The sequence below is a fragment of the Aurantimonas sp. genome, from assembly GCF_964217435.1.
GTDB classification, from domain to species: Bacteria; Pseudomonadota; Alphaproteobacteria; order Rhizobiales; family Rhizobiaceae; genus Aurantimonas; species Aurantimonas coralicida.
In genome coordinates this window covers 15,840-26,951 of sequence record NZ_CAXPJM010000012.1, presented here as the reverse complement: position 1 = coordinate 26,951, position 11,112 = coordinate 15,840, and the positions used below count along the sequence as shown (strand labels likewise).

Below are 11,112 nucleotides of genomic sequence, written 5' to 3'. Positions count from 1 at the left end.
CGCTTCCGATGACGCACGTCCATCCTGCGTCGCACAAGCGGACCGTCCGCGCGCTGCCGCGAAAGCCGCCTTGGCCTTTCGGCGTCGCGGCTCTATGGTGCCGCAACGCCAAGAACCTGCTGAGTTTCCGACATGAACCAACCCGTCCAGCCGCCCGCATCGGCCTATTTCATCACGCCGGAGAAGGAGGCGAACGAGACCCGCACGCTCGCCGTCCTGGTGGACAACGAGCCGGGCGTTCTGGCCCGGGTCATCGGCCTGTTCTCGGGGCGCGGCTACAATATCGAGAGCCTGACCGTTTCGGAAACCGAGCACGAGAAGCACCTGTCGCGGATCACGGTGGTCACCCGCGGCGCGCCCCATGTCATCGAGCAGCTGAAGAGCCAGCTCGACCGCATCGTGCCGGTGCACCGGGTCGTCGATCTGACCCGCATGGGCGGCGCCAACGGCGACAACGATCCGATCGAGCGCGAGCTGGCGATCCTGAAGGTGGCGGGGCAGGGCGACAAGCGCGTCGAGGCGCTGCGCCTCGCCGACGTCTTCCGCGCCAAGGTGATCGATTCCTCGATCGAGCATTTCGTCTTCGAGCTGACCGGCCGGCCGTCAAAGCTCGACAAGTTCGTGGCCATCATGCAGCCGCTGGGCCTCGTCGAGGTCTGCCGCACGGGCGTTGCCGCCCTGTCGCGCGGCAAGGACGGCATGTAGGTTCTTCGCGCAGGTTCCGCGGGCGCCCTGCGCCATCTTGGCGCGGGGCGTTCCGCTGCTATGTCTGTGATGGACAGATGCGTGAGGTATACGGGGATGGAGCGAACGGAGCGGGCGACCGCGTCGGCCAGTGACGAGGGCCGCTACCGGCTGCTCGTCGACGCGATCACCGACTATGCCATCTACATGCTCGATCCGGACGGCATCATCACGAGCTGGAACGCTGGTGCGCAGCGCTTCAAGGGCTATACGGCGGACGAGATTCTCGGCTCGCATTTCTCTCGCTTCTTCGTGCCGGCGGATCGCGATGCCGGGCTGCCGCAGCGCGCGCTGCGCATCGCCGCCGCGGAAGGGCGCTTCGAGACCGAAGGCTGGCGCGTGCGCAAGGACGGCGGCCAGTTTTGGGCGCATGTGGTGCTCGACCCGATCCGGCACGCCGACGGCACCCTCATCGGCTACGCCAAGATCACCCGCGACCTGACCGAGCGCAAGCAGGCGCAGGAGGATCTGCAGCGTAGCGAAAAGCAGTTCCGGCTCCTGGTCAACGGGGTCAGTGACTACGCCATCTACATGCTCGATCCCGAGGGCCGGGTGACCAACTGGAATTTCGGCGCCGAGCGGATCAAGGGCTACAGCCGCGACGAGATCGTCGGCCAGCATTTCTCCCGCTTCTTCTCGCCCGAAGACCGCGAGCGGGGCGAGCCGCAGCGCGGTCTCGCCGCTGCGCTTGAGGATGGCCGCTTCGAAACCGAGGGCTGGCGCATCCGCAAGGATGGCAGCCGCTTCTGGGCCAGCGTGGTGGTCGACCGGGTCGACGACGAGGCAGGCAGGGTGATCGGCTTTGCCAAGATCACCCGCGACGTCACCGAGCGCAAGGAAGCGCAGGAGGCGCTGGCCAAGGCCAACGAGGCGCTGGCCCAGTCGCAGAAGATGGAGGCGATCGGCCAGCTCACCGGCGGCATCGCCCACGACTTCAACAATCTGCTCACCGCCGTCATCGGCAGCCTGGAAATAGCCCGCAAACGGGTCGGCATCGACCCGCCGGCCGTCCAGTCGCTGATCGACAATGCGCTGGAGGGGGCCCGCCGCGGCGCGTCGCTGACCCAGCGCATGCTGGCCTTCGCGCGCCGGCAGGATCTGGCGCCGCGCACCGTCGATCTCGCCGAACTCGTCGCCGGCATCACGGCTTTCCTGGAGCGCTCGATCGGGCCCGAAGTCCGCATCGAGACGCGCTTTCCCGCCGGACTCGCACCCGCCCATATCGATCCCAACCAGCTCGAGACGGCGCTTCTCAATCTGATGGTCAATGCCCGCGACGCGATGGATGGCAGCGGCGTCGTCGTCATCGAGGCGGATGAGGCGGCCATCGACACGGCACGGCCGGGCGGGCTCGCGGCGGGGCGCTATGTCCGGCTGGCGGTGATCGATACGGGCGAAGGCATGGATCCCGAGACCGCGAAGCGCGCCGCCGAGCCGTTCTTCACCACCAAGGGCGTCGGCAAGGGCACCGGGCTCGGCCTCTCCATGGTGCACGGGCTGGTCAGCCAGTCGGGGGGCGGCCTGCAGATTTACAGCCGCAAGGGCGAGGGGACCCGCGTCGAACTGTGGCTGCCGGTCGCGACGGCCGCGCTCGCGCCGGCGCCGGCTCCGGCGCGCGCGCCCGAAGCGCCGGTTGCCCCGGCTGAGGACCGGCCGCTCGCCATCCTCGCGGTGGACGATGACGGGCTGGTGCTGATGAACACCGTCGCGATGCTGGAGGACATGGGCCACCGCGTCTTCGAGGCGACGTCGGGCATGGAGGCGCTCGACATCCTGCGGAGCGAGGCGGATATCGAGCTGGTGATCACCGATCACGCCATGCCGCGGATGACCGGCAGCCAGCTTGCCGAGGCGATCCGGGGCGAATGGCCCGGGCTGCCGATCATCCTGGCCACCGGCTATGCGGAGCTGCCCCCCGGCGGCGACAACAGCCTGCCCAAGCTGTCCAAGCCGTTCGGCGAATACGAACTCGCGAAAGCTATCACAGCGATCCTCGGCTCCGGCAAGGCGGCTTCGCCGGGGGCGGCCATCGCCGGCTCCTGAACCGGGGATCCGCGCGCCCTGCAGCGGCGTTCGTGGTGCGTTTGCCACCGACGGTGGGCAAGCGCACGGCGCATCGGCGGCGAGGGTGAAAAACCGCGCCGGGACCTATAAGGCTGTCCGCAATGGGAATCGGGCCGCGTGCCCGGCTGGCAACCGGAGATCGGCTTGAAGCTCTCACCACAGCAGGACGATGCGCTGAAGGCCGTGGCCGACTGGCTGGCGGACGGCGAGACACCGATCTTCCGGCTGTTCGGCTATGCCGGAACCGGCAAGACGACGCTGGCGCGGCATTTCGCCGAGGGCATCGACGGGGCGGTGCAGTTCGCCGCCTTCACCGGCAAGGCGGCGCAGGTGCTGCGCTCGAAGGGCGCCAAGAGCGCCCGCACGCTGCATTCGCTCATCTACCGCCCGCGCGGCGAGGAGACGATCTCCGACGAGACCAGCGGCCTGTCGCGGGTCTCGCCGACCTTCTCCCTGAACCGGCAGAGCCCGGTCGCCAAGGCCAAGCTGATCATCGTCGACGAGTGCTCGATGGTGGACGAGGCGCTCGGCCGCGACCTGATGTCCTTCGGTACGCCGATCCTGGTGCTGGGCGATCCGGGGCAGCTGCCGCCGGTGTCGGGCGGCGGCTTCTTCACCGAGGCCGAGCCGGACTTCCTCCTGACCGAGATCCACCGCCAGGCGCGCGACAACCCGATCATCGACCTTGCCCTGCATGTGCGTGAAGGCAAGGAGCTGATGCATGGCGACTGGGGCGCCGCGCGCATCATCGGCAAGCGCGAGGTGGAAACCGAAGAGGTGCTGGCCGCCGACCAGGTGCTGGTCGGGACCAACCGCACCCGTCGGCGCTACAATGCGCGGCTGCGCGAACTGAAGGGCTTCGAGGGCCCGTTGCCGATGTCGGGCGACAAGCTGGTGTGCCTGCGCAACGACCCGGCCAAGGGGCTGCTCAACGGCTCGCTCTGGCAGGTGATGACGGCCTCGCGCGAAACCACCAAGCCGGGCGTCAATCTGATCGTGAAACCGGACGACGACGACATCGACCAGGGCGCCGCCAAGATCCGGCTGCTGAAGGCCGCCTTCGAGGATCCCGACGCCGACATACCCTGGCCGACCAAGAAGCGTTTCGACGATTTCGACTATGGCTACGCGCTGACCGTGCACAAGGCGCAGGGCTCGCAGTGGAACAACGTCATGCTGTTCGACGAGAGCTGGGCCTTCAAGGAAACGCGCGAGCGCTGGCTCTACACCGCCATCACCCGCGCGGCCGAGCGGCTGACCATCGTCAAATAGCCCCGCCGGGTCCTGCCGGCCGGGAGGCGCGGCCTATTCGGCTGGCGAGAGGGTCGGCGCGTCGCTCGCCTCCGAGCCTTTGACGAACAGCCAGAGGAACATCAACGCCCCGAGGATGACGGTGATCGAGCCGACGAACAGGAACAGGTTTTCCTCGCCGGTCGCGTCGACCATGATCTTGCCGAGGATCAGGAACGCCGTGCCGATCTCGTAGACTGCCAGTTGCGGCAGGGCGAGGCGGCGGGTGCGCAGTTCGGGCCAGACCTTGTGCACCAGGCCGAAGAGGACCGAGGCGACGAAGCCCAGAAGCCCAATATGGGCGTGGGAATTGGAGAAATTGTGGTGCCCGGTCGCGCCGAGCCACGTGCCGAAGACCGCGCCTGCGAGCAGCCACACAATGCCGATGATGACGTAAAGTCTGTCGATCCTGACCATGGCGAAACTCCCGATCCTGCCGAAACAGCTGTGATCCGATGCCGTGCCGCAAGCGACCGGCAGACATGCGCCGTCGCCAGGGCAGTCTAGTCGCGTTGGCGCGTAATATCGACAGGATTTTCGAACTGGTCTGGCATGGTATTCCGTTGGGTCAGTCAGGGGGCATGAAAAAGGGCGGGAGCCTCGCGGTCCCGCCCTTTCCGGTCATCGACGCTTCGCTCGGCTGTCAGCAGCCATTCGCCGTCAGATATACGGTGCGGTCCTCGATCCGGTCCACCGTGACCGCGCAGCCGTCGCCGAGATCGGCGGAGCCGCCGGCCTCGACCTGCTGGCGCCCGCCGCCGACGACGTAGAGCGTCGCGCCATTGTCGCCGAGGCCGGAGACGAAGACCTTCTTCTCGCCGAAGGTCGCCGTCTGGCCGACCGTGATCCCGCCGTCACCGGCGGCCGCATCGCCTTCGCTGGCCGGTTCGGCCGGCGCGGCTGCGGCGTCGCCCTCGGCCGGCGCGGCGCTTGCCGCTGCATCCGGCTGTTCGGCCGGGGTCTCCTGCGGCGCCGCGGCGGCGTCATCGGAAGCCGGCGCCGCGCTGTCTTCGCTGGTCGCGGAAGCGTCGCCGGTGCAGCCGTCGCTGGCGAGGGTCACCTGACCGTCCTCGATCGCCTCGACCGTCACGCTGCAGCCATTGCCGGCATCGAGGGCCGAGCCGACGGCGACCGTCTCGCGGCCGCCACCGCCGACGGCGAAGAGCGTTGCGCTGTCCTCGGCGATGGCGGAGACGAAGATCCGTGTCTCGCCGAAGCTCGCCGTGCCACCGACCGGCACGGTCTGGCTGTTGGCGCTTGCCGCGGCCGGCTGTTCGGCGGGCGCGTCAGCAGCGGCGGGTTGAGCCGTTTCGGCGGCCTCGGGCTGTTCCGCCGCAGCCGTGGTCTCGGCAGGGGCGTCCTGCGCTGCCGCGTCGGGCGCCGTCTCTGCTGCGGCCGGCTGGGCCTCCTGCGTTGCCGCGTCAGGCGCGGCTTCGGCCGCTGCCGGCTGGGCCTCCTGTGCGGGCGCCGCTTCCGCCTGCTGCGGCTCGGGCGCGGCGGGTTCGGCCGCGGCGGCGCTCTGGTCACCGCCAGCCGGCGCTGCCGTACCGCCGCAATCCTGCGATCCGAGATAGGCCGCGCCGGCGGCCACGCCGGCCAGCGTCACCTGGCAGCCATTGCCGGCGTCGATTGCGCTGCCGGACGTCACGTCCTGGGGATCGCCGCCGGCGACCGCCAGCGTCGCGCTGCCGCTTTCGGCGGAGATCGACATCAGCTGCACCGGATTGCCGCCGAAGATCGCCGACTGGCCCGGCAGCAGGATCGCACCGGTGTTGCCGACCTGGCTCGCCAGTGCCGCCGGGTCGCCGCCTGCGGCATCCGATCCGCCCTGTGGCGCGGCAGCCGGTGCGGCGGCGATGTCGCCCTTCAGCCCCTCGATCGCGGCGGCGAGCTCGTCGAGCTTGGCGGCGGCCGCATCGCGGGCCTCGCCGGCGCCGCTCTGCAGCGACTGGCCGAGCGCCTCGGTGCGACTCTGGAAGTCGCCGCCCATCTGGTCGAGACGGGCGCCCAGATCGGCGATGGCCTGCTGGGTCTGCGCCACCGCGTCGTCGGCGGGCGCTGCCGCCTGCTGGCTCAGCTCCGAAACGCTGGTCTGCAGTTTCTCGATCTCGGCCTGCATCCGGCCGGCGACGCCCTGCATCTGGTTGCCCAGATCCTCCTGCAGGTCGTCATAGTCGGGGCCGACGGCCCAGCCGATCGCAATGCCGACGACCCCGGCGACGACGATCGGTATGAAGTTCGAACCACGCATGCTGTCTCTCCCTCGCAACGCGTCCCGGGGGGAGCCCCCGGGCATTGGTAACGTGTTCAACAGACTAGCGGTCGGGAAGGGGCTTTCAACACGCATTCGGCGCGTGAGCCCGGATCGGGAGGTTTTCTCGCCCGGCCGTTGACCGGTCGCCGGGGATCGCACACTTACGGGGCGCCGAAACGTTTCCGCGAGGCCCGCATGTCGACCGCTCTTTCCGTCAATCTCAATGCCGTCGCCATGCTGCGCAATCGCCGCGACCTGCCATGGCCGAACGTGGTCGATTTCGGCCGGATCGCGCTGAGGGCCGGGGCCCATGGCCTGACCGTGCATCCGCGTCCGGACCAGCGGCACATCCGGTTCTCCGACCTGCCGGACCTGCGGGCCCTGATCGACACCGAGTTTCCGGCGGCCGAATTCAACATCGAGGGCTATCCGACCGAGGACTTCCTCGCGCTGGTCGAGACCGTCAGCCCCGAGCAGGTGACCTTGGTCCCCGACGATCCCTCGCAGCCGACCTCGGACCATGGCTGGGATTTTGCCGGCGAAGGGGCGTTCCTGACGCCCATCGTCGCGCGGTTGCAGGCCGGCGGCGCGCGGGTCTCGCTGTTTGCCGATGCCGATCCGTCGGCGATGGTGGACGCGGCGGCCACGGGCTGCGACCGGATCGAGCTCTATACCGGCCCCTATGGCGGCACCCATGCCGACCCGGAAGCGGCGAAGGCCGAGATCGAGCGCCTTGGCGCGACGGCCGATGCAGCGCTTGCGGCGGGGCTGGGCGTCAATGCCGGGCACGACCTGACCGTGGCGAATTTGCCGGCGCTGGTCGCGCGGATTCCGGAGCTGGCCGAGGTCTCGATCGGCCACGGCCTGACGGCCGACGCGCTGGAATACGGCATGGAGACCTCGGTGCGGCGGTTCCGGGCCGCCTGCGGCCAGGGCTGAGTCCCCAGCGAATACCGGGCACTCGAATGCGAAACGGCGGGCTCTGCGGATTTCCGCTTGCGTCCGCCACCGACAGCTCCTAGAAGCCGTACCGTAACGTACGGTACGGCTCTCGCGAGCCGCCCCTGGAGGCAGTGTGTCGGCAACCGAAACCATCGCCGTGGAGAGCATGACGGAGCGCCAGTGCGATGTGCTGGACGCGGCGCTGCGCCTGCTCGTCGAGGCGCGCCGGCCGCTGACCATGACTGCCGTGGCGCGTGCCGCGAGCTGCTCCAAGGAAACGCTGTACAAATGGTTCGGCGACCGCGACGGGCTCTTGACCGCGACGGTGCAATGGCAGGCCGCGAAGGTCCGCGGCGTGCCGGTGGGGGCGGAGGCGGCATCGCGCGAGCGCCTTGCCGCGCATCTGACCCAGTTCGCCCGCGACTGGCTGACCGTCCTTAGCGGTCCGACGTCGGTGGCGCTCAACCGGCTGGCCATTGCCGAGGCCGGTTCGAAGACCGCCGATCTCGGTGCCATCGTCCTGCATAACGGGCCGTTCGCCATGGCCCGCCGGCTGAAGCCGGCGCTGGAGGCCGGTCGCAATGCCGGGCTGGTGCGCTTCGAGGACGCCGACGACGCCTTTCGCAGCTTCTTCGGTCTCGTCGTGCGCGACGTGCAGATCCGGCTCTTGCTCGGCGACGGGCTGACGCTCGACAAGGCGGCCGTCGCCCGCGACGCGGAGCGCGCCACCACACAGTTCTTCGCTCTTTACGGAGTGGACGAGGAGAGGCCGGTCACGGCCTGAATTCACGACAACAAGCAAAGCATCCAAAGGAGGATACAGCATGCGCGTCTATTACGATCGGGATGCCGATCTCAACCTCATCAAGTCCCGCAAGGTCGCGATCATTGGCTATGGCAGCCAGGGCCGCGCCCATGCGCTGAACCTGAAGGATTCCGGCGCCAACGACGTCGCCGTCGCCCTGCGCGCCGGTTCGGCGACCGCCAAGAAGGCCGAGGCCGACGGCTTCAAGGTCATGACCGTCTCCGAGGCGGCCGGCTGGGCCGACCTGATGATGATGGCCACCCCGGACGAGCTCCAGGCCGACATCTACCGCGACGAGATCGCCCCGAACATCCGCGACGGCGCGGCGATCGCCTTCGCCCACGGCCTCAACGTGCATTTCGGCCTGATCGAGCCGAAGGCGACCGTCGACGTCGTCATGATCGCGCCGAAGGGCCCGGGCCACACCGTGCGCGGCGAATACCAGAAGGGCGGCGGCGTGCCGTGCCTCGTCGCCGTGCACCAGGACCCGTCGGGCAACGCGCTTGACCTGGCGCTGTCCTACGCCTGCGGCGTCGGCGGCGGTCGCTCGGGCATCATCGAGACCAACTTCAAGGAAGAGTGCGAGACCGACCTGTTCGGCGAGCAGGTCGTCCTGTGCGGCGGTCTGGTCGAGCTGATCCGCGCCGGCTTCGAGACGCTGGTGGAAGCCGGCTACGCGCCGGAAATGGCCTATTTCGAGTGCCTGCACGAAGTGAAGCTGATCGTCGACCTCATCTATGAGGGCGGCATCGCCAACATGAATTACTCGATCTCCAACACCGCCGAGTGGGGCGAGTACGTCTCCGGCCCGCGCATCATCACCGCCGAGACCAAGGCCGAGATGAAGCGGGTTCTGGCCGACATCCAGACCGGCAAGTTCACCTCGGACTGGATGCAGGAGTACCGGGCCGGTGGCGCGCGCTTCAAGGGCATCCGCCGCCTCAACGACAAGCACCAGATCGAGGAAGTCGGCGAGAAGCTGCGCGGCATGATGCCGTGGATCAAGTCGAACGCGCTGGTCGACAAGGACCGCAACTAGGCGCCCGGCGCCTGGCCGATTCGGCAATTGTTTGAGCGCCGGCGGGACCTGTCCCGCCGGCGCTTTGCATTTCGCTTGAATTTCACCGGGTTTGGTTCAGGAATTGCAAAGGAGTTCCTGCGACAACCGGACCGACTGTCCTGGCATGGAGGCCGATATGGCTGCGCTTCCCGAACATGAACCGGACGATTCGGAACGCCGCGTGGCGCCCCGCACGCGCACGCTCAAGCGCGCCAAGGTCATCTTCAACGGCGGCTTCTCCACCTTCGACTGTATCGTGCGCAACATCTCGGCGACCGGCGCCCTGCTGACCATCGACGACGCGGCGCATCTGCCCAAGGAATTCCAGATCCGGATCGGCGAGGAGCGCGACGAGCGCCCGGCGCGTTTGGTCTATCGCCGCGCCATGTTCGCCGGCATCCGCTTCCTCGATGTCGAGCCCGGCCCGGAGGCGGGGGACCAGCGTCCGCTACCGCCGCAGACGACGGCCAGGCCGCCCGAATCGCAGCCGGCCCAGGCTCCGGCCGGCGGCATCCGCAAGATCACGCCGGAGGCGCTGCCAGCCACCCTGACGCGCCTCTTCGCCTGGTCCTGACCGGCGCCGAAACCCACCCTGCGCGGCACCTGACGCCCGGTCCCGGCCACTTGCCGCGCGCTCTGCAAAAATAACCGTCATCGCACTGCAAAAAATGCCCGCTGACGGGTGGACAGCCACCGCGCTTCCGCTTATGTAGCCGCTACCGAACGCCACCGGCGTCGTGGGTGATTAGCTCAGTTGGTAGAGCAGCTGACTCTTAATCAGCGGGTCGTAGGTTCGAACCCTACATCACCCACCAAATTTTCTTGATATAGCAGGCACTTGGGGGCCGCAGGTGTGACCTTGCGGTCAGCGCGATGGCTTCTCAGGTCACGTACAGGTCACAGCCAAAATAGTTTACGAGCCCCCGCTGGGCCTGATTCCAAGTTGCGGGGCCTGCTGCCGCTTCGGGTTCACTGCCACGATCTTCAAGCGGACCACGGACAGTCGTCCAATGCCCAGCGCCCTCGCGAAGGTCTTGTTCATCTGCTTCCCCTTTTGTGGGTCGAGGCGCGTGACCGGTCAGGTCACGCCTGTTGCGATCAGGCACCCCGCGCGTCGCGGTGCCCGCCGTGATTTCGCTCCGCCGAAGTGTCGCCACCCGGGGAGTGAAGGCCTACGGGTTAGCGCCCCTGCCGGTCGGCGCCCGGTGGGGTGGGTCCCACGATTCCCCTCGCAGAGGGGGCCGAACTGGTAGACCTCGGCGGCCGCGTTCACCGTGACGGCCCATCCCGCAAGATTCGAGGTCGCCATCCCGCCCTCCGCCGGCGGTTTCGCGCCCGCGCCTCGGCGCCCCGTGCTGGTCCACCAACACCAGGAGGACACCATCGACGACCCCAACTCCGACCACCTCTACGCCCTGCTTGAGATCGGCTTTGGCCCGATCCACGAATGGCCGCGACCGGACGACGGCCCGGCGGCGGAGGCCGCCATCAACCGTGCTCTCGACGTCGCCTTTCGGCCGCCCATCGACGCCGCTTCCGGGAGGAACTCCGCTTCGGCCAGCACGGCGAGGACGCAGGGGGCTTCCTGTGGCGTTGCTGGTGCCGCGCGATGCAGCAGCCGAACGTCTTCCTCGATCGCTATGGCCGTGGGTACGCGTCGCCGGGAGAGGCAGCCTGATCTCTGCCGCCGATCCCCCTCGAATCTGACGCCAGCCCGCCGGCGCCCAACGCTTCTCTTGGGGCACGCGGGGGACCGGGTCCGCAACGAGGGAGAGAGACAATGACCGACCATACGCATGACATCGCCGTCCGAAGGGCAAACGGCCTCGGCTGCACCCCGGCCGTCGCCGCATACATGCTCGCATTGGAGGCGCACCTCGAGACGCTCGAGGAGAAAGTGGGCGAGCTCCGCTACGACGTCCGCAGAATCCGGCGCGCAGCTTGAGAAGCGAG

At 68.5% G+C, this 11,112-nt stretch carries 10 protein-coding genes and 1 tRNA gene; 9 read left to right on the top strand and 2 right to left on the bottom strand.

Translation table 11 applies throughout. The features are described from left to right. Positions 1 to 132: 132 nt before the first annotated feature. The 3 genes from ilvN to ACEQX1_RS06315 all read left to right on the top strand — a co-directional run bounded on the left by ilvN (position 133) and on the right by ACEQX1_RS06315 (position 4,080). Positions 133 to 705: an acetolactate synthase small subunit gene (gene ilvN, locus ACEQX1_RS06325; protein ID WP_187391451.1), complete on the top strand. Its 573-nt coding sequence runs from the start codon at positions 133 to 135 to the stop codon at positions 703 to 705. A 96-nt stretch (positions 706 to 801) separates the two neighbouring features. Beyond that, positions 802 to 2,787: a PAS domain S-box protein gene (locus ACEQX1_RS06320; RefSeq protein ID WP_370193258.1), complete on the top strand. Its 1,986-nt coding sequence runs from the start codon at positions 802 to 804 to the stop codon at positions 2,785 to 2,787. A gap of 165 nt (positions 2,788 to 2,952) precedes the next feature. Then, the gene (locus ACEQX1_RS06315) at positions 2,953 to 4,080 is read left to right on the top strand and encodes an ATP-dependent RecD-like DNA helicase (protein ID WP_370193256.1); all 1,128 of its coding nucleotides are present in this window, start codon (positions 2,953 to 2,955) and stop codon (positions 4,078 to 4,080) included. A gap of 33 nt (positions 4,081 to 4,113) precedes the next feature. Here ACEQX1_RS06315 and ACEQX1_RS06310 read toward each other — a convergent pair whose 3' ends face one another. Next, complete coding sequence (locus ACEQX1_RS06310; protein WP_187391448.1) at positions 4,114 to 4,515, bottom strand: hypothetical protein; 402 nt, start codon at positions 4,513 to 4,515, stop codon at positions 4,114 to 4,116. A 226-nt stretch (positions 4,516 to 4,741) separates the two neighbouring features. Next, positions 4,742 to 6,349, bottom strand: a complete 1,608-nt coding sequence (locus ACEQX1_RS06305; protein WP_370196624.1) for a hypothetical protein — start codon at positions 6,347 to 6,349, stop codon at positions 4,742 to 4,744. A gap of 198 nt (positions 6,350 to 6,547) precedes the next feature. Here ACEQX1_RS06305 and ACEQX1_RS06300 point away from each other — a divergent pair, with 198 nt between their 5' ends. From ACEQX1_RS06300 to ACEQX1_RS06275, 6 genes are all read left to right on the top strand, one after another. Next, a complete protein-coding gene (locus ACEQX1_RS06300) occupies positions 6,548 to 7,291 on the top strand; it encodes a pyridoxine 5'-phosphate synthase (RefSeq protein ID WP_370195132.1) in 744 nt (247 codons plus the stop codon). Between the two features lie 136 nt (positions 7,292 to 7,427). Continuing rightward, positions 7,428 to 8,078 (top strand): TetR/AcrR family transcriptional regulator, encoded by a 651-nt coding sequence (locus tag ACEQX1_RS06295; protein ID WP_370195134.1) that lies wholly within the window; start codon positions 7,428 to 7,430, stop codon positions 8,076 to 8,078. A 40-nt stretch (positions 8,079 to 8,118) separates the two neighbouring features. After that, on the top strand, positions 8,119 to 9,138 hold the full coding sequence (gene ilvC / locus ACEQX1_RS06290) for a ketol-acid reductoisomerase (protein ID WP_009209110.1): 1,020 nt from the start codon (positions 8,119 to 8,121) through the stop codon (positions 9,136 to 9,138). Between the two features lie 157 nt (positions 9,139 to 9,295). Beyond that, positions 9,296 to 9,733, top strand: a complete 438-nt coding sequence (locus ACEQX1_RS06285) for a PilZ domain-containing protein (protein WP_187391445.1) — start codon at positions 9,296 to 9,298, stop codon at positions 9,731 to 9,733. 165 nt (positions 9,734 to 9,898) lie between these two features. Then, positions 9,899 to 9,974, top strand: a tRNA-Lys gene (locus ACEQX1_RS06280). Between the two features lie 965 nt (positions 9,975 to 10,939). Beyond that, the gene (locus ACEQX1_RS06275; RefSeq protein ID WP_154653360.1) at positions 10,940 to 11,104 is read left to right on the top strand and encodes a hypothetical protein; all 165 of its coding nucleotides are present in this window, start codon (positions 10,940 to 10,942) and stop codon (positions 11,102 to 11,104) included. Positions 11,105 to 11,112 lie beyond the last annotated feature (8 nt).

What these genes read in the sequence shown, in the direction of transcription:
- ilvN (WP_187391451.1), top strand. Translation starts at nt 133, where the DNA reads ATGAACCAACCCGTCCAGCCGCCCGCATCGGCCTATTTCATCACGCCG.
- ACEQX1_RS06320 (WP_370193258.1), top strand. Translation starts at nt 802, where the DNA reads ATGGAGCGAACGGAGCGGGCGACCGCGTCGGCCAGTGACGAGGGCCGC.
- ACEQX1_RS06310 (WP_187391448.1), bottom strand. Translation starts at nt 4,515, where the DNA reads ATGGTCAGGATCGACAGACTTTACGTCATCATCGGCATTGTGTGGCTG.
- ACEQX1_RS06305 (WP_370196624.1), bottom strand. Translation starts at nt 6,349, where the DNA reads ATGCGTGGTTCGAACTTCATACCGATCGTCGTCGCCGGGGTCGTCGGC.
- ACEQX1_RS06300 (WP_370195132.1), top strand. Translation starts at nt 6,548, where the DNA reads ATGTCGACCGCTCTTTCCGTCAATCTCAATGCCGTCGCCATGCTGCGC.
- ilvC (WP_009209110.1), top strand. Translation starts at nt 8,119, where the DNA reads ATGCGCGTCTATTACGATCGGGATGCCGATCTCAACCTCATCAAGTCC.
- ACEQX1_RS06285 (WP_187391445.1), top strand. Translation starts at nt 9,296, where the DNA reads ATGGCTGCGCTTCCCGAACATGAACCGGACGATTCGGAACGCCGCGTG.
- ACEQX1_RS06275 (WP_154653360.1), top strand. Translation starts at nt 10,940, where the DNA reads ATGACCGACCATACGCATGACATCGCCGTCCGAAGGGCAAACGGCCTC.